Source organism: Rhodococcus sp. SGAir0479, assembly GCF_005484805.1.
In the GTDB taxonomy this organism is placed as follows: Bacteria; Actinomycetota; Actinomycetes; order Mycobacteriales; family Mycobacteriaceae; genus Prescottella.
On the sequence record NZ_CP039432.1, the window covers coordinates 2966127 to 2987313 of the forward strand.

The window sequence follows — 21187 nt, forward strand, 5'->3', positions numbered from 1 at the left end:
GCCGATTGCTCGGCTCCCCCGGATCATCCGCGTGCGATCACCGGTTCCCGCTCTCGGCGATCGCGGCGGCGTCGACGATCATTCTGCCGATCGCCGCGCTGTATCCGTCGGCACCGAGCGCCGGGAGGATTCCCGGCAGCAGTCCCGAGAGCGCGACGGTCACGAGCGCCTCCGGCTTCAGCGCACCGCCGGTCGCGGTCGCCGTCGCGTCGAGCTTGGCGTGCAGTTCGCCGAACGTCACGTCGGTTCCGCCGTGCGAGATGGCGACCGTGTCGGCGGCCACCTGCGCGGCACCCGCGACCAGGTCGGGCAGGTCGTCGACCGTCAGTTCCCGTTGCGGCTCGAGGGCGCTGCGCTCGGCGTCGGTGGTGAGGTCGATCGCCCGCAGCACGATGCCCGGGTCGTCGGTCACCGCGTCGAGGATCCGCACGAATCGCTGCGCGAACACCTCGACCGTCTCGCGGTCGAACAGGTCGGTCGCGTACGTGAACATCGTGCGGATGCCGGTCAGTGCCCCGTCGTCGCCGAACTGCGGCGCCGCCGTGAGCTGCAGATCGAACTTGGCCTGGTCGCCGCCGAGATCCAGCGCCGACACCTCCAGGCCCGGGAGCTCGAACACGCCGGTTTCCATGTTCTGGAACGTCAGCATCACCTGGAACAGCGGCGAGTACGCGCTCGACCGCGCGACGCCGGCCGCCTCGACCACCTGCTCGAACGGGACGTCGGCGTTGCCGAACGCGGCGAGATCGCCGGTCCGGGTCTGCGCCAGCAGGTCCGCGAACGAGGCCGCCGGCGCGACCCGAGTGCGCAGCGCCAGGGTGTTGACGAACATGCCGATCAGGTCGTCGAGCGCCGCCTCTCCGCGTCCGGCGACCGGCGTACCGATCGTGACGTCGTTCGACCCGCCGAGCCGCGACACCAGCACCGCGAGCGCGGCGTGGAAGAGCATGAACGTCGTCGCGCCGTGTTCGCGCGCCGTGTCCTCCACGCGCGCGGCCAGTTCCGCGTCGAGGTCGACCTCGACGGAGGCGCCGGCCATCGACGGGCGGGCCGGCCGCGGCCGATCCGTCGGCAGCGCCGACAGCTCCGGCGCACCGCGCAGTTCGTCCGACCAGAACGCGAGCTGACTCGACACCACCGAATCCGGGTCGGACTCGTCGCCGAGCACCTCCCGCTGCCACAGGCTGAAGTCCGCGTACTGCACGGCCAGCGGCTGCCACTGCGGCACCCCGCCGTCGATCCGCGCGACGTACGCGAGCATCACATCGCGGATCAACGGCCCCATCGAGAAGCCGTCGGCGCTGATGTGGTGCGCCACGAACGTCAGGACGTGCTCGCTCTCCCCCACCGTGAACAGCGCGGCACGCACCGGGACCTCCGCCGTGACGTCGAAGCCGCGGCCGACGAACTCCGTCAGCCGGCCCACGATCTCGTCCTCGGTCACCGGCACGGGATCGAGCGACGGCATCGCGTCGGCGACCGGCACCACCTGCTGGACCGGGCCCTCCGGGCTGTCGGGGTAGCGCGTACGGAGTACCTCGTGCCGCGCGAGCACGTCGGCGACCGCACTGCGCAGGACCGCGACGTCGAGGGCCCCGGACAGCCGCACGGCGACCGGGATGTTGTACGCGGCCGACGTCGGATCGACCCGGTTGAGCGTCCACATGCGCTGCTGCGCCAGCGACAACGGAATTCGATCCGGGCGGGGACGCGCGGTGAGCGGCGCCCGTGCCCCACGCCCGACGAGCGGCGTGATCGCGGCGACCACACCGGAGACCGTCGAGTCCTCGAACACCACCCGCACCGGCACCTGCGTGTCGAGCGCCGCACCCAGGCGGGCCGCCAACTGCGTCGCGACCAGCGAGTTGCCACCGAGCTCGAAGAAGTCGTCGTCCAGGCCCACCCGCGGCGCGCCCAGCACGTCCGCGAACGCACCGGCGACGATCTCCTCGAGCGCGGTGGACGCGGCCCGGAAGTCCCGGGCCTCGAACACCGGCTCGGGCAGCGCCTTGCGGTCGAGCTTGCCGTTCGCGTTGAGCGGCAACGTCTCCAGCGGAACGAAGGCCGACGGCACCATGTACGACGGCAGCACCCGCGACAGCTCGTCCCGGACCCGCTCGGTGTCGAGGGCGCTGCCGTCGGTACCGACGACGTACGCGACCAACCGATCGCCGGTGCGCTCGTCGCGGTGCGCGGTGACGGCGGCCGCCGCCACCGACCCCAGCCCTCGCAGTGCGGCCTCGATTTCGCCGAGTTCGATGCGGAAGCCGCGCACCTTCACCTGGAAGTCGGCACGCTCGACGTACTCGAGTTCGCCCGACGTGTTCCACCGGACCACGTCACCCGTGCGGTACATCCGTTCGCCGCCCGCCCAGGGGTTCGCGACGAACCGGTCGGCGGTGAGATCCGCGCGGCCGAAGTAGCCGCGCGCCAGCTGCGCACCGGCCAGGTACAGCTCACCCGACACGCCGGCCGGAACCGGGTTCAGGCGCGCATCCAGCACGTACACCTGAGTGTTCCACTCCGGCACACCGATCGGGACGACGGCGGTGTCCTCGTCCGTCACCTCGTGGTGGGTGACCGACACCGCGGCCTCGGTGGGTCCGTACAGGTTGTGCAGCGCCGCGGTGTTGTCGGCACGGAACGCCTGCGCCGTCGCGGCGGGCAGTGCCTCGCCGATCGCGAGGATGTGCCGCAGCGTGTCCGGCAGCGCGCCACCGGCAGTGGTCAGCAGCATCGACAGCATCGACGGGACGACGTGGAGGACGCTCACCTGCTGGTCGCGCAGCACCTCCAACAGGTAGCCGGGGTCCCGGTGCCCGTCCGCAGTGGCGACGACCAGCCGGCCACCGCACGTCGTCATCGACCAGAACTCCCACACCGAGAGGTCGAACGTCGCCGCGGTCTTCAGCAGTGCCGCGTCCGACGAGCCCAGGCCGTACTGCTCTCGCATCCAGCACAACTGGTTGACCACCGCGCCGTGCGGTACCGCGACTCCCTTGGGGCGGCCGGTCGAGCCGGACGTGAAGATCACGTACGCGGTATTGCGGGCGTCCAGTGGCCGCAGCCGGTCGGCGTCGGTGACCGGGGCGTCGGAGACCGCGCCGAGGTCGAGGGTGTCGATCTCGACGACCGGCCACGCCCCGCCGCCGGGGCCACCGTCTCGGGCGCCGACGGCGGTGCCGTCTCGGGACACCGTCAGCACGCACACCGGGGTGGCCGCGTCCAGGATGTAACCGGTCCGCTCCGCGGGCTGGTCCGGGTCGACGGGGACGTAAGCGCCGCCGGTCTTGGCCACCGCGTACATGGCGACCAGGAGATCGACGGACCGGCGGATCGCCAGCGCCACCGCCGTCTCCGGCCCCACGCCCCGATCGACCAGGTGGCGGGCCAGCCGGTTCACGCGCGCATCGAACTCGGCGTACGTGAGCTGGTCGTCGCCCGACACCAGCGCGACGGCGTCCGGCGTGGCCGCGACCTGCGCGTCGAACAGATCCACCAGCGTCGACCGCGTGTCGATCGGGTGAGCGGTCGCGTTCCAGCCCGCCAGCACTCGTGCGCGCTCGTCGACGTCGAGCAGATCCACGTCACCGACGGGCACACTCGGCTTGGCGACGACCGCGCCGAGCAGCCGCGAGAACCGGTCCGCGAACGAACGCACGGTCGGCTGGTCGAACAGGTCCGACGCGTAGGTCATCGACGCCCGCATGCCCACGGGGTCGCCGGAATCGTCGTAGCGGTCCTCCACGATGAGGTGCAGATCGAACTGCGCCACACCGGTTTCCACCTCGGCGACGTCGACCGTGAGACCGGGCAGCGCGAGCGTGCCGCGGTCGTGGTTCTGGAACGAGAAGCCCACCTGGAACAGCGGATGGCGGGCGGTCGAACGCGTCGGGTTCAGCACCTCGACCAGCCGCTCGAACGGCACGTCCGCATGGGCGAACGCCTGCAGATCCCCCTCCCGGACGGCGCCGAGAGTGTCCGCGAACGAGCGTCCCCCGTCGATGCGTGCCCGGAACACGAGCGTGTTCACGAACATGCCGACCAGGTCGTCGAGCGCGGAGTCGCCACGGCCCGCGATCGGGGTCCCGACCGCGATGTCGTCGCTGCCCGACAACCGCGACAGCAGTACCGCGAAGGCCGAGTGCACGGCCATGAACAGCGTCGCGTTCTGCTCGCGCGCGAGATCGCGCAACCCGCGGTGGGTGTGCGCGTCGATGTCGAACTCGACCAGGCCACCGCGGAACGACTGCACCGCCGGACGCGCGTGGTCGGTCGGCAGGTTCAGTTGATCCGGCAGTTCGGCGAGCGCCTCACTCCAGTACGAGAGCTGCTGCGCTGCCAGCGATTGCGGATCGTCCTCGTCGCCGAGTACCTCACGCTGCCACAGTGCGTAGTCGGCGTACTGCACCTCGAGCGGCGCCCAGGCCGGCGGATGGCCGGCCGCGCGCGCCGCGTACGCCGTCATCACGTCCCGGGTCAGCGGCGCGAGGGACACACCGTCCGCGCTGATGTGGTGGACCACCATGCCGAGGACGAACTCGCCGTCGGCCACCCGGTAGAGCGCCACGCGGATCGGAACGTCGGCGGTGACGTCGAAACGAGTGGTCGCCAGCGCACGCAGGCTGTCGGCGACCTCGCTCGGATCGACGTCGACGACCGTGATCGCCGCCGGCACGTCCGAGACGGGGAGGATCACCTGCTCGGGGCCCTCGTCGGTCGCCGGGAACACCGTCCGCAGCGACTCGTGCCGGGCCGTCACATCGGCGACCGCCTGCTCGAGCGCCGCGACGTCGAGGTCGCCCGACAACCGCAACGCCATCGGGATGTTGTAGGCGGTGGACTCGGTGTCGAACCGGTTGAGGAACCACATGCGCTGCTGCGCGAGCGACAGCGGAATCCGGTCCGGGCGCGGACGCGGGGCGAGCGCCGGACGGGTGTCGCCGGACTGCGTCGTCAGCCGCGCCGCGAGCGCCTCCACGGTGGATGCCTCGAACAGCTCCCGCACCGGCACCCGCGCGTCCAGCGCGGCGCTCAGCCGCGAGACGACCTGGGTGGCGACCAGCGAGTTGCCGCCGAGGGCGAAGAAGTCGTCGTCCAGGCCCACCCGATCGAGGTCGAGGACCTCCGCGAACACGCCCGCCACGATCTCCTCGACCGGCGTCGTCGGCGTCCGGAACGTCCTCGTCTCGAACACCGGCTCCGGCAGTGCCCGGCGATCGAGCTTGCCGGACGCGTTGAGCGGGAACGCATCGAGGACCACGAAGGTGGACGGCACCATGTACGACGCCAGCGTCTTCGACAGTTCCGTCTTGACCCGGTGGACGTCGAGGGCCGCGTCGGCCACGACGTAGGCGACCAGCTGGTCGGACTTGACCAGCACGACGGACTGCGCGATCTCGGGCAGCGCGAGCAGCGCCGTCTCGATCTCCCCGAGCTCGATACGCAGACCGCGCAGCTTCACCTGGAAGTCGGTGCGGCCCAGGTACTCGAGCTCGCCGGCAGTGGCCTCCCCCGTCGCCCCGGTCGTCCAGCGCACGAGGTCGCCCGTGCGGTACATCCGCTCCCCGTCACCGGCGAACGGATTCGCGACGAAGCGGTCCGCCGTCAGGTCACCGCGACCGACGTAGCCACGCGCCAGCTGGCTGCCGGCCAGGTACAGCTCTCCGGCCACCCCGGCGGGCACGGGACGCAGCCGGGCGTCGAGCACGTACGCGCGGCTGTTCCACACCGGCGATCCCATGGGCACGCTCGCTCCGACGGTGCCGGCCACCGGCCGCGCCGTCGCGTGCACCGTGAACTCGGTGGGCCCGTAGAGATTGTGCAGTTCGGCGTCGTTCACCGCGGTGAACCGGTCGGCCGCCGACGTCGGGAAGGCCTCACCGGCCACCTGCACCAGGCGCAACGAACCGCAGTCGCCCGCGGACAATTCCGCCGTGAACGCCGACAGCATCGACGGCACGAACGACGTCGCCGTCACCGACCGGTCCTCGATCACGCGCTTCAGGTACGCCGGATCGCGGTGCCCGTCCGGGGCCGCGATCACCAGACGGCCGCCGACCGCCAACGGGCCGAAGAGCTCCCACAGCGACACGTCGAAGGTGAACGGCGTCTTCTGCAGCACGACGTCGTCGGTCGACAGCGCGTACTCGGCGCAGATCCAGCGGATCTGGTTCACGATCGCGGCGTGGCTGACGGCCACGCCCTTCGGCCGTCCCGTCGATCCGGACGTGAAGATCACGTACGCGGCGTTGTCGGGACGCAGTGGCGCGCGCCGCTCCGCGTCGGTCAGCGGCGCCTCCGAGAACGCGGACACGTCGAGCGTGTCGAGATCCAGGGTCTGCCGGCCGGCCGGCAGATCGCCGTGATCACGCGACGTGCTCAGCAGCAGTACGGGATTCGCCGTGTCGAGGATGTAGGTGTTGCGCTCGGCGGGTTGGTCGGGGTCGACCGGAACGTAGCCGCCGCCGGCCGCGAGCACCGCGTACATTCCCACCAGCAGGTCCAGCGAGCGCCGCACACCGAGGCCGACGAGCGAATCCGGGCCGACACCTTCCGCGACGAGGAACCGGGCCGTGCGGTGTACCCGCTGGGCGAACTCGGCGTACGTCAGGGACCGATCCTCGAAGACCAGTGCCGTCGCCTCGGGCGTACGCGCCGCCTGCGCCTCGAACAACTCGATCAGCGTGGCCTCGTCGATCGCCCGGTCGGTGTCGTTCCAATCGCCCAGGACCAGCACTCGCTCGTCGGCGTCGAGCAGCTCGACATCGCCGACGACGACGTTCGGATCGGCGGTGACCGCTTGGAGGAGCCGCACGAACCGCTCGCCGAACACCCGCATCGAGGACTCGTCGAAGAGGTCGGTCGCGTAGGTGAGATCCACCGAGTAGCCGTCGCCGGCCGGTTCGACGGTCACCTGGAGGTCGAACTTCGCGACGGCCGTGTCGAAGTCGACCGGGGCGACGTGCAGTCCGGCCAGCTCGAGAGACGTGCGGTCGAGGTTCTGGAACGCCAACATCACCTGGAACAGTGGGTGACGGGCCTGCGACCGCTCCGGGTCGAGGATCTCGACCAGGCGCTCGAACGGCAGGTCGGCGTGCTCGAACGCCGCCAGGTCGGTGGCCCGCACCTGCGCCAGCAGGTCCGCGAAGGATCTGCTGCCGTCCACGTCGGCCCGCAGCACCAGGGTGCCGACGAACATGCCGATCAGGTCGTCGAGTGCCGCCTCGCCGCGGCCGGCGATCGGGGTGCCGATCGCGATGTCCGACGTGCCGCTCAGCCGGGCCAGCAGCACCGACAGGGCGGCGTGGACGACCATGAACGGTGTGACGCCCTGACTGCGTGCCACCGAATCGATGGCTGCGAACAGGTCGGCATCGATCGGGAAGCGGTACGTGGCACCGTGATTGCTGGCGACCATCGGACGTGGGCGGTCCGCCGGCAGATCCAACTGCTCGGGCAGGTCCGCCAGCTGCTCGGTCCAGTACGCGACCTGCTGCGCGATCAGCGAATCCGGATCGTCCTCACTGCCGAGGACTTCCCGCTGCCACAGCGCGTAATCGGCGTACTGCACCGCTAGCGGCGCCCATGCCGGCGCCTCACCGGCCACGCGGGCCGCGTACGCCACCATCACGTCCCGGGTGAGCGGGCTCATCGAGAACCCGTCCGCCGCGATGTGGTGCACCACCAGCACCAGGACGTGTCGATCGTCGCTCATCCGGAACAGCGTGGCGCGCAGGGGCGCATCGGTCGTCAGATCGAAGCCGGCGGAGGCGAGCGACTCGATGCGGCCGGTCAGGTCCGACTCGGTCACCGCTTCCACGGCGAGATCGCCCACGGCCCGATCGACCGGCAGCACCGTCTGCACCCCCACGCCGTCGACGTCGGGGAACACCGTGCGGAGGGATTCGTGCCGGGCGACGACGTCGCGGAGCGCAGCTCCCAGAGCGTCGGCGTCGAGCGCACCGGTGAGGCGGATCGCCATCGGAATGTTGTTGACGGCCGAATCGGGCTCGAACCGATTGAGGAACCACATGCGCTGCTGAGCGAGGGACAGCGGCACGCGCTCCGGGCGCGGTCCGGCCGTGAGTGCCTTGCGCGCTCCCCCTCCCGCCATCGACTGGACGGTCGCGGCCAGCGCCTCGACGGTCGATGCCTCGAACAACACCCGCACCGGCACCGTCGCATCGAACGCCGCACCCAACCGGGCCACCACCTGCGTCGCGACCAGCGAGTTACCACCCAACGCGAAGAAGTCGTCGTCCAGACCCACCCGCTCCACACCCAGGATGTCCGCGAACACGCCCGCGACGATCTCCTGCGTCGGCGTCGTCGGCGCCCGGAACACCGCAGCCTCGAACACCGGCTCCGGCAACGCCTTCCGATCCAACTTGCCCGACGCATTCAACGGGAACGCCTCGAGCACCACGAACATCGACGGCACCATGTACGACGCCAACGACCGCGCCAGTTCCATCTTCACCGCGGCCTCGTCGAGCGCCGCACCAGCGGACGGGACCACATACGCGACCAGCTGGTCCGCCTTGACGAGGACCACCGCCTGCGAAATCGACTCCAGCGTGAGCAGCGCGGTCTCGATCTCCCCCAACTCGATCCGCAGACCCCGCAACTTCACCTGGAAATCGGTACGACCGATGTACTCGAGCTCACCGGAGCCGTTCCACGACACCAGATCACCCGTGCGATACATCCGCTCACCACTGCCGGAGAACGGATTCGCCACGAACCGATCCGCCGTCAGATCCGCACGCGAAACATACCCACGGGCCAACTGCACACCCGCCAAATACAACTCACCCGCAACACCCACCGGCACCGGATGTAGCCGCCCGTCCAGCACCAACACCTGCGTGTTCCACACCGGCGCACCGATCGGCACACTTGCCGCATCCGCCCCGGTGACCTCGTGGAAGGTGACATCCACCGCGGCCTCGGTGGGGCCGTACAAATTGTGCAACGCCGCCGACGGCAACACCTCACGCACCCGCGCCGCCGTCGACGCCGGCAACGCCTCACCCGACGCAAACACCAACCGCAACGAACCCACCGACGCCGCAGCAGGTTCGGTGACACTGCTCGCTTCCAGCTCGGCCACGAACACCGACAACATCGACGGCACGAAATGCACCGTCGTCACACCACACTCGACCATCGTGCGCGCCAGATACGCAGGATCCCGATGCCCATCCGGAGCCGCCACCACCAACCGCGCACCCACCTGCAACGGCCAGAAGAACTCCCACACCGACACATCGAACGTGAACGGCGTCTTCTGCAACACCACATCAGCAGCCGACAAACCGTACTCCGCCTGCATCCACACCAGACGATTCACAATCGCCGCATGCCCGACCGCCACACCCTTCGGCCGACCCGTCGAACCCGACGTGAAAATCACATACGCAACATTCGAACCCGACAGCGCCCCAACACGATCCGCATCCGACACCGGGGCATCCGAGAACCCCGACACGTCCACGGTATCGAGCTCGACGATCCGCTGCCCGTCGGGCAGACCCGAACGATCACGCGAAGTGCTCAGCAGCAGAACGGGATTCGCGGTCGTGAGAATGTAGCCGTTACGCTCCGCCGGCTGATCCGGATCCACCGGCACATAACCGCCACCCGCAGCCACCACCGCGTACATGCCCACCAACAGATCCACCGACCGGCGCATCCCCAACCCGACCAGCGAATCCGGACCCACACCCTGACCGATCAGGAACCGCGCCGTCCGATGCACCCGCGCCGCGAACTCCCCGTACGACAGCGACTCACCCTCGAACACCATCGCAACCGCATCCGGCGTCCGCGCCACCTGCGCCTCGAACAGATCCACCAACGTCGCATCCGCCACCGGATGCTCTGTCGCGTTCCACCGCTGCAGCTGCGCACGCTCGGAAGCGTCGATGAGTGGCATGTCGCCCACGGGAACCGCCGAATCCGCGGTGACCGACTCGAGTACGTGCGTGAAGCGCTGTCCGAACGTCCGCATCGTGGACTCGTTGAACAGATCGGTCGCATACGTCAGTTCGACGGAAAAGCCTGCCGGCGCGCCGGTCTCGTCCACCGACTCGGCGACGGTGACCTGCAGGTCGAACTTTGCCACGGCGGCGTCGACGTCCACCGCGGACACCGAGAGTCCCTGCAGTTCCAGGGCGATCGGGCCGAGGTTCTGGAACGTGAGCATCACCTGGAACAGCGGGTGGCGTGCCTGCGACCGCGGCGGATCGAGGATCTCGACGAGCCGCTCGAACGGCACGTCCGCGTGCGCGAACGCCGCCAGATCCGTCTCCCGGACCTGCGCCAGCAACTCCTCGAACGACGCCGCGCCGTCGACCTCCGCCCGCAGTACCAGCGTACCCACGAACATGCCGATCACGTCGTCGAGCACCTGCTCGCCCCGACCGGCGATCGGCGTGCCCACGGCAATGTCCGACGTGCCACTGAGCCGCGCCAACACCACCGACAACGCCGCATGCACCACCATGAAAGGGGTTGCGTTGGCGCGCTGCGCAAGCTCCGCGACGGCGCGGTGCGTCTGGGCGTCGATGGTGAACCGATGCGTCGCACCACGTCCCGATGCCACCACCGGACGCGGACGATCGGCCGGCAGGTCGAGTTGTTCCGGCAGCCCGGCGAGCCGATCCGCCCAGTACGAGACCTGCTGGGCGATCAGCGATTCCGGGTCGTCCTCGGAGCCGAGAAGCTCGCGCTGCCACAACGCGTAGTCCGCGTACTGGACGGGCAGCGGCGCCCACACCGGGGCGGTGCCCTCACTGCGCGCGGTGTACGCGACCATGATGTCACGGGTGAGCGGTCCCATCGAGAAGCCGTCGGCGGCGATGTGGTGCACCACCAGCGCCAGCACGTGCTCGGTGGGGCTCAGCTCGTAGAGCGCCGCCCGCAGCGGCACGTCGCGGGTCACGTCGAACGTCGTGCGGGCGAGATCGCCCAGGGCGTCGATCAGCTCGTCCGTCGTGACCGGGACGGGGTCGAGTGCGATCGGCACCTGCGATGCCGGGCGGATCAGCTGGCTACCCACGCCGTCGATCTCGGGGTAGACGGTGCGCAGCGACTCGTGGCGGGCGACCACGTCGGCCATGGCCGCCCGCATCGCGGTGCGGTCGAGCAGACCCGACAGCCGAACCGCGACGGGGATGTTGTTGCCGGCCGACTCGGGGTCGAAGCGGCCCAGGAACCACATGCGCTGCTGCGCGTACGACAGCGGAACGACGTCGGGGCGCTTGCGGGCCACCAGCCGCGGGCGCACGCCCGTGCCGACGACCCGTTCGATCCACTCCGCGAGCGCCCGCACCGACGACGCCTCGAACAACGCCCGGACGGGGACGGACGCGTCCAGCGCCTCGCCGAGTCGGGCCACGGCGCGCGTCGCGATCAGCGAGTTGCCGCCGAGGTCGAAGAAGTCGTCGTCGCGGCCGACGCGATCGACACCGAGCAGGTCGGCGAACACCTCGGCGACCATCGTCTCGACGCGCGTCTGCGGAGCCTGGAACTCCCGCGCCTCCAGCGCGGGCTCGGGCAGCGCCTGCCGGTCGAGCTTGCCGCTGCCGCTGATCGGCAGTTCGGCGAGCACCACGACAGCCGCCGGCACCATGTACGACGGCAGCGCGCGGCCGACGGCGTCCTTGACCGCTGCGGCGTCGATCGTCTCGCCCGCCGCGGCAACCAGATACGCGACCAACTGGTCCCGCTTGACGACGACCACGGCCTGGGCCACGGCATCGAGCCGGTGCAGTACGGCCTCGATTTCGCCGAGTTCGATGCGGAAGCCGCGCAGCTTCACCTGGTCGTCGGCGCGGCCGACGTACTCGATCACCCGGTCGGCACTCGTCCGCACGACGTCGCCGGTGCGGTACAGCCGCGATCCCGGCGCCCCGTACGGATTCGCGACGAACCGCTGGGCGGTCAGGCCCGCGCGGTCGTGGTAGCCGCGGGCCAGGCCCGGACCCTCGAGATAGAGCTCGCCCACGACGCCGGCCGGGACCGGACGCAGCCGCGCATCGAGCACATACGTGTTGGCCCCGCGGATCGCGCGACCGATCGTCACCGACTCCCCCGGCACCAACGGATCCGAGATGTTCGACGCCACCGTCGCCTCGGTCGGCCCGTACGCGTTGAACATCCGCCGGCCATCGGTCGCCCATCGGGCGACCAGATCCGCCGAACACGCCTCACCACCGACGATCACCGTCTCCAGCGCGTCCAGACCCGCCGGATCCACCGACGCCAACGCCGCCGGCGTCACGAACGCATGCGTCACCCGCGCCGTACGCAACAGGTCGCCCAGCTCCCGGCCACCGTAGATCGACGTCGGCGCCACCACCATCGTCGCCGCCGACGCGAACGCCATCAGCAACTCCAGCACTGACGCATCGAAACTCGGCGACGCGAAATGCAAAGTCCGCGAGGAAGTCTCGATGCCGTACCGCTCCACCTGCTCCGCCGCGAACGCCGCCAGACCGGTGTGCGTGACCACCACGCCCTTCGGCACACCCGTCGAACCCGACGTGTAGATCACGTACGCCGGGTCCGCCAACCGCAACGGCCGCACCCGATCGGTGTCCGAGACTCGCGCCGTGGAGTGTGCGGCCAGCGCAGTGGCCACGGCGGCATCGTCGAGGACCAGCCACGGGATGCCGTCCGGCAGCGCAGCGGCGTGTTCGGCGGTCGTCACGCCCAGGAGCGCCCCGGAATCCGAGACCATCTGCGCGACGCGGTCACCGGGGTAGGTGGGATCGACCGGCACGAACGCTGCGCCGGACTTGGCGACCGCCCACACCGCCGTGACCGATTCGATCGAGCGGGTCAGCGCGACCGCCACCACGTCCTCCGGGCCCGCACCCCGCGACGCCAACAAGCGGGCGAGTCGGGTGGAGCGCTCGTCGAGTTCGCGGTACGTGATCTCCGTGGTGCCGGCGACGAGCGCGACGGCGTCCGGATCGGCGTCCACCGCGGACGTCAGCAGATCGACCAGCAGCGTCGGCTCCGGCGCCGCCGAGCGGCCCGGCCCGGTCAGCTCGGCGGCCTCGTCGGCGCCGAGCAGGTCGATGTCACCGACCACGACGTCCGCGGAGCCGATGACCGCGTCGAGCACGCGGAGGAAGCGGACGCTGAACGCGCGGACCGTCGCCTCGTCGAACAGGTCGCTCGCATAGGTGAATTCGCCTGCCATGCCCTCGGCGAGACCGTCCTCGGCGATGTTCTCGCGGAACGTGAACTGCAGGTCGAACTTCGCGGCCGCGGCGTCCAGATCGACCTTGTCGATCGTGAGCCCGTGCAGGTCCAGGTGCGTCGTGCCGAGATTCTCGAACGAGAGCATCACCTGCACCAGCGGGTGCCGCGCCGTCGAACGTGCCGGGTTGAGGATCTCGACCAACCGCTCGAACGGGATGTCGGAGTGTGCGAACGCCCCCAGGGCGACGTCGCGCGCGTGCGACAGGACGTCGGTGAAGCGAGCGTCCTGGTCGACGTCGGTGCGCAACACCAGGGTGTTGACGAACATGCCCACGAGGTCGTCGAGCGCCTGCTCGCCGCGACCGGCGACCGGGGTGCCGATCGCGATGTCACGCGTCCCGGCGATTCGCGACAACAGCACCGACAGCGCGGCATGGACCACCATGAACAGCGACGCGTTGTGGGCGTGCGCCAGCTCGATGAGTGCACGGTGAACGTGCGGGGAGACGTCGAACTCGACGTGGGCGCCGCGGAACGACTGCTGGGCGGGACGGGGGCGATCCGTGGGCAGGTCCAACTGGTCGGCGAGGCCGTCGAGGTGCTCGGTCCAGTACCGGGCCTGGTTCGAGATCACCGAGTCCGGGTCGTCCTCGGAGCCGAGGATCTCACGCTGCCACAGCGCGTAGTCCGCGTACTGCACGGCCAGCGGCACCCAGGCCGGCTGGTCCCACTGGGTGCGGGCGGCGTAGGCGGCCATGATGTCCCGCGCCATGGGGCCCATCGACCAGCCGTCCGCGCTGATGTGGTGCACCACGATCGCCAGCACGTGCTCGGTGGGGTCGAGCCGGAACAGCTCGGCGCGCACCGGCGTCTCCGTGGTCACGTCGAACCCGCGGCCGGCGAGCGCCAGCGTCGCGTGGCGCAGGCCCTCGCGGGAGACGTCGCGCGGCGTCAGGTTCGGCACGCTCTGCACCGCGTCGAGGACCACCTGGTGCGGGCCCTCCGGCGAGTCCGGGAAGACGGTACGCAGCGACTCGTGCCGGTCGAGCACGTCCATGATCGCGACCTGCAGGCCGCTGACGTCGAGCGCACCCGACAGCCGCAGTGCGAAAGCGAGGTTGTACGTGGGTGATTCGGGGTCGAGGCGGTTGAGGAACCACATCCGCTGCTGCGCCAGCGAGAGCGGGATCCGGTCCGGTCGGGGACCGGCGACCAACTCCTTGCGGGCACCGGCACCGGCGTGCTGCTCGACGCGGGCCGCGAGCCCCGCGACCGTGGAGACCTCGAAGAGCACCCGGACGGGGACCCGGGTATCGAGGGCGGCGCCGAGGCGCGACATCACCTGTGTCGCGATCAGCGAGTTGCCGCCGAGCGCGAAGAAGTCGTCGTCGAGTCCCACGCGATCCACCCCGAGGACGTCGGCGAACACGTCGGCGACGATCTCCTCGATCGGTGTGGTCGGGGCCCGGAACTCGCGGGCGCCGAAGACGGGCGCCGGCAGCGCGGCGCGGTCGAGCTTGCCCACCGGGGTGAGCGGCACCTCGTCGAGCACGACGATCGACGCGGGCACCATGTACGAGGGCAGCAGTGTCGCCACGTGGTCGGCCACCGCGTCCACGTCGACCCCGGCACGACCCGTGATGTACGACACGAGCGCGGTCTGTCCCGACGGCAGGCGATGACCGATCGTCGCCGCGAACGACACATCGGCGTGGTCGACGAGGGCCGCGTCGATCTCGCCGAGTTCGATGCGGAAACCGCGCACCTTGACCTGGAAGTCGGAGCGTCCGATGTACTCGATGGCCAGGCCCGCGGCATCACCCGCCGTCGCGGTCCAACGGACCACGTCACCGGTGCGGTACATCCGCTCGCCGGCGGCGCCGAACGGGTCGGCGACGAAGCGGTCCGCGGTCAGGCCCGGACGGTCGACGTACCCGCGGGCGAGGGCGGGTCCGGCCAGGTACAGCTCGCCCGCCACGCCGACCGGGACGGGCCGCAGCCGCGCGTCGAGGATCAGTGCCCGGACGCCCGGCACCGGGCCGCCGATCGTGACCGGTGCACCCGCGAACAGTTCGGCCCGCGTGGAGACGATCGTCGTCTCGGTGGGGCCGTACGCGTTGAAGAACTGCCGGCCCGGCGCCCAGCGGGCGACGAACTCGGCGGAGGACGCGTCACCACCGACCGAGACCACCCGCAGGTCGTCGAGGTCGTGCGGGTTGACCGAGCCCAGAACGGCCGGCGTGATGATGGTGTGCGTCACGCGCTGCTCGGCGAGCAGCGAATGCAGTTCGGTGCCACCGATGATCGTCGGCGGAACCACCACCAGTTCGGCACCGGCGGAGAACGTCAGCGTCCATTCGAGCACCGAGGGGTCGAAGCTCGGGGAGCACACGTGCAGCACCCGGTCGCCGGGGCCGACGCGGTACAGCCGCCGGGTCTCGTCGACCAGTCCGGCGAGACCGCGATGGGTGACCGCGACGCCCTTGGGCCGGCCGGTCGAACCGGACGTGTAGATCACGTACGCGACGTGGTCGAGACGCAGCGCGGTGGTGCGTTCGTCGTCGCGCACGGGGCCGGCGCCGAGATCACGCGCCGCCGCCTCGAGCGCGTCCAGCCCGTGCCACTGCGTCTCCTGCGGAAGGTCCGCCACGTCCGCGGCGGACGTGATGCCCAGTGCTGCGCCGGAGTCCGACAGCATGTGCGTGATCCGGTCGGTCGGATAGGTCGGATCCACCGGCACGTACGCCGCACCGGTCTTGGCCACCGCCCACACCGCCAGCACCATTTCCCACGATCGCGGGAAGGCAAGTGCGACAACGGACTCGGGTCCGATGCCCGACCCGGTCAGATGCCGGGCCAGGCGGTTGGAGCGTTCGTCGAGGTCGCGGTAGCTCAGCACGGTCTGCCCGGACCGGACCGCCGCGGCCTCGGGGTCGGTGGCGACGCCCTCGGTGAGGAGGTCCACCAGGAGACGCTCATGCTCGACGGGTCCGCCGTGGACGGCCGTGAGCTCGTCGAACTCACCGGCGCCGAGGATCTCGATGTCCCCGACGGTTGCCGCGGGATCGGTGACGACGGCGTCGAGGATCCGCACGAAGCGGCGGGCGAACGACGCCACCGTCGACGCGTCGAACAGATCGGTGGCGTACTCGAAGACCGCGCCGACGGTGTCCGGGGCACCCGCGTCGTCGAACGACTCGGAGATCTGCAGCTGCAGGTCGAACTTGGAGATCGGCACGTCGAGCTCGGCGGCACTGGCCCGCACCCCGGCGAAACTGAGGTCGCGGACGCCGGTCACCTCGGCCGAGAGCATCGCCTGGAACAGCGGGTGGCGCGCGGGCGAGCGAGTGGGCTCGAGCGCCTGGACCAGCCACTCGAACGGCACGTCGGCGTGGCCGTACGCCTCGAGATCGACGTCCTTGACGTCGGCCAGCAGATCCGCGAACGACGCCGCCGGGTCGATCCGCGTCCGCAGCACCAGCGTGTTGACGAACATGCCGATCAGCCCGTCGAGGGCCTGGTCGCCGCGGCCGGCGATCGGGGTGCCGACGGCGATGTCGGACGTGCCGCTCAGCCGCGACAGCAGCACCGCGTACGCGGCGTGGACCACCATGAACAGCGTGACACCGTGCTCGCGCGCCACGGCCTGCAGGCGCGCGTGCGTGTCCGCGGGAATCTCGAACCGGAACTTCGCGCCCGCGTTCGACGCGACGGCCGGACGCGGCCGGTCGGACGGGAGGTCGAGCTGCTCCGGGAGCCCGGCCAGTGCGCGCTTCCAGTACGCGATCTGCTGTCCGGCAACCGAGTCGGGGTCGTCCTCCGAGCCGAGCACCTCGTGCTGCCACACGGAGTAGTCGGCGTACTGGACGGGCAACGGCTCCCACGCCGGAGCGACACCCTCGGCGCGGGCGGCGTACGCGATCATGAGGTCGCCCGCGAGCGGGCCGAACGACGACCCGTCGGCCGCGATGTGGTGCAGCACCATCGCGACCACGTACTCGGTGTCGGACAGTTGCAGCAACCGGATCCGGAAGGGCGGCTCGGTCGTGACGTCGAAGCCGCGAGCGGCGAGCTCGAGGAGCACGGACTCGAGGTCGTCGGCCGACGCGGCGACCGGGTCGAGCGCCGGCACCACGTCGGTGGTCGGCAGGATCACCTGCTGCGCCTCACCGGCGACCTCGGGGTAGACCGTGCGCAGCGCCTCGTGCCGCTCGACGACGTCGGCGAAGGCCGCCGCGAACGCGGCCGGGTCGACCACGCCGGACAGCCGCACCGCGAACGGCAGGTTGTACACGCCGGTGTCGGAGTCGAACCGATTGAGGAACCACATCCGCTGCTGCGCCAACGACAGCGGAATCCGTTCGGGGCGCGGCACCGAACCGAGCGCGGGTGCGCCACTTCCACTCCGGGTGGTGGCACCGGCACGCGCGGCGAGCGCCGCGACGGTCGAGGCCTCGAACAGTTCGCGCACACCGAGCCGGACACCGAGCGCCGCACCGACGCGGGTCACGACCTGCGTCGCGACGAGGGAGTTGCCGCCGAGCTCGAAGAAGTCGTCGTCGAGCCCCACTCGTTCGATCCCGAGCACCTCGGCGTAGACCGCGGCCACAGCCTTCTCGGCATCGCTGCGCGGTGCACGGAATTCCTTGTTGCTCAGGAACATCGGCTCCGGCAGCGCCTTGCGGTCGAGCTTGCCGCTGGTGTTGAGGGGGAAGGCGTCGAGGACGGTGACCGAGGCCGGGACCATGTAGGCCGGCAACGACCGGCCGGCGAACTCCGCCAGGTCGGCGGGCACGATGGTGCGGCCGGGAGCGGGGACGACGTACGCCACCAGCTGGTCACCGGTCGCGGTCGGGACCACGAGCACCACGGTCTGCGACACGTCGTCGTGAGCCAGCAGTACGGTCTCGATCTCGCCGAGTTCGATGCGCTGACCGCGGAACTTCACCTGGAAGTCGGTGCGTCCGATGTAGTCGAGGACTCCGTCCGCACGCCACCTGACGAGGTCGCCGGTCCGGTACATCCGCTCACCCGCCGCGCCGACGCCGTCGACGCCACCGAACGGGTTGGCGACGAAGCGATCCGACGTGATGTCGGGACGGCCGACGTAGCCGCGGGCGAGCTGGTCGCCCGCCAGGTAGAGCTCTCCCGGTCGGCCGATCGGGACCGGGCGCAGCCGGTGGTCGAGCACGTACGCCCGGGTGTTCCACTCGGCCACACCGATCGGGACGGTGGTGACGTCCTGCGGGCCCGACTCGTAGTACGTGACCGACACCGCGGCCTCGGTGGGACCGTAGAGGTTGTGCAGGCCCGCGCCGCACAGGCGCCGGAAGTCGGCGGCGGTCTCGGGCGGCAGCGCCTCGCCGATGACGAAGACGTCCCGGAGCGAATCACACGATCCGGCAGGCGCATTCGCGACGAACACCGTCAACATCGACGGCACGAAGTCGGTGACCGTAACGGCGTACTCGGCGATGCGGTCGGCGACGTACACGGGATCGCGGTGACCGTCGGGCGTGGCCACGACCATCGCTGCACCGACTCGCAGCGGCATGAAGAAGCCCCAGAGCGAGACGTCGAACGTGGTGGCCGTCTTCTGCAGATAGACGTCCGTCCCGGACATCGGGTACTCGCCCTGCATCCACTCGAGCTGGTTGTCGATCGCGGCGTGCGACACCGCCACGCCCTTGGGACGACCGGTCGAACCCGACGTGTAGATGACGTAGGCGGTGTTGTCGGGCCGCAGCGGCGCCAGCCGGTCCGCGTCGGTGACCGGACGCGAGTCGAGCGCGTCGTAGTCGAGCGTGTCGATCTCGATGGTCACGGTTCCGGCCGGCAGGTCCACGCGGTCCCGCGCGGTGGTGAGCACGCACGCGGGCGCCGCGGACTCGAGGATGTACGACGTACGGTCGACCGGATGATCCGGATCGATCGGCACCCAGGCGCCGCCGGCCCGGACGATCGCGTACAGCCCGACGATCAGGTCGAGCGAACGCCGGATCGACAGGCCGACAAGCGATTCCGGACCGACACCGCGGTCGATCAGCACACGGGCCAGCCCGGTGACGCGCTCGTCGAGCTCGGCGTAGGTGAGCGCGGCGCCCTCGTAGACGACGGCGGTCGCATCGGGCGTCCGGGCCACCTGCTCCTCGAACGCCTGCGAGAGGGTGCGGGGACGGAAGCGGTGGTCGGTCCGCACCCAGTCGAGGAGAGCCGTCGAGCGCTCCTCGTCGGTGCCGAGCGGGATGTCCCACACCGGCAGGCCGGAGTCCGCGGCGACGTACCGGTCCAGGAACTCCACGAACCGCCGATGGTTGCGCCGCGCCTCGTCCTCGCCGTACAGATTGGGGTTGGACTCGAAGTCGACGTGGGTGCTCTCCCCGGCGACGCCCTGGTAGACGTTGACGCCCAGATCCTCGATCAGGCCGGTCGACAGGATGTGCTGTTCGCCGACCATGGCGCCGAACTTCAGTTCGGTCCGGAACATCATGATGTTCACCCACGGACCGAAGAACGACGCCTGTCCGGCCGTGCCGGTCACGTCGCGGCGGATGTCCTCGTGCCGGTAGCGCTGATGGCGCAGCGCGCCGGACACCGCGGTCGTGACGCGGCTGAGCAGTTCCGCGACCGTCGTGTCCGCGGTGACCGTCAGGCGCAGCGGCACCACGTTCGACGTCATGCCGCCCGAGCGCCGCAGCACGGCGGTGGTGCGCGCGGTCACGGGCAGGCTCAGCACGACGTCCTCGCGGCCGGTCATCTGCGCGAGGTAGGCCGCGAACGCGGCGATGACGACCGTCGCGACCGTCGTGTCCTCACGGGCGAGGAAGGCGTCCATCCGGTGCGCCGTTCCCGTGGACAGCGCAGCGCTGTCGATCCGGCTCAGTGCGGCCGGCGGCGCGGCACGGCCGGCCAGGCTCGTCGATTCCTCGACGCCGGTGAGCCGCTCGAGCCAGAAGTCGCGGTCGGACGCGAAGCGCGTCGAGGCCCGGTAGGTGCGGTCGGCGTCGTAGACCTTCTCGAGCGGCGACGACAGCGCGGCCGACGGCTCGACTCCGTCCGAGTAGGCGGTGTACAGCTCGGCGACCCGGTTGACGAACGTCGTCGCGCCGAACCCGTCCAGCACGACGTGGTGCGCCCGGTTGTACCAGTAGTAGACCTCGTCCTCGAGGTGCAGCACGGCGGCGACGACCAGTCGATCGTGCAGCAGGTCGACCGGAGCGCTGTAGTCGGCGCGCATCCAGGCCAGGGCGGCCGCCCGCGGATCGGTCTCGCCGCGCAGGTCGACGTACTCGGGGGTGTCGTCGAGTGTGGGATCGACCACCTGATGAGGTTCGGCGTCGATCTCCAGCAGCCGCACGTAGCCGGAACCGGTCTCCGCGGCCGCGGCGGCGGTCGCACGGTGGAGGGTCTCGAGGTCGAGTCGGCCGTGGAGCTCGACGTACTGGGCGATGTTGGCAGGCACCGAGGGGTCGACGTGTTGCGCGAACCACATGCCGAGCTGGGCCCGGGACAGCGGGAACGGCTGCGCCCCACCTGCCTGCGCGTCACCACCGACCGAGCTGTCCCCCTCCGGTCCACCGACGCCTAGCGAGTCCAAACCCTGAGCCTTTCTTCCACCGTCACACGCCCCCGCGCACGAATCGACCGGGTCGACCGTGGCGGACACCGAGCACTCACTGTCCAGCCGAGCCCTACACAGGACCGGAAGGCCTGCCGGACAGGCCCGCACTCGGGTGTATATCTGCTGTTAGGACGTATTTCGTTACAGCAAAGAAACCCGGCCGTCGCCGGTCACCGAGCCGAGGGAGAGACGGTCAACCACACGAACCGTGATCGAACGCACCCGCCGTGCCCCGGTCGTTCCCGAGGGGGGTCATGTGCGGCTGGCGATCACCGGAATTCCTGGGTTGAACACCCGCAACAATCTACAGGGTCGGCCCGTCAGAACCCATTTTCCTCGGCACCCATC

At 70.4% G+C, this 21187-nt stretch carries 1 protein-coding gene; it reads right to left on the reverse strand.

All coding sequences use genetic code 11. From position 1 onward, the window contains the following. Positions 1 to 37 precede the first annotated feature (37 nt). Complete coding sequence (locus tag E7742_RS13860; RefSeq protein WP_254699005.1) at positions 38 to 20815, reverse strand: non-ribosomal peptide synthase/polyketide synthase; 20778 nt, start codon at positions 20813 to 20815, stop codon at positions 38 to 40. Positions 20816 to 21187: the final 372 nt, after the last annotated feature.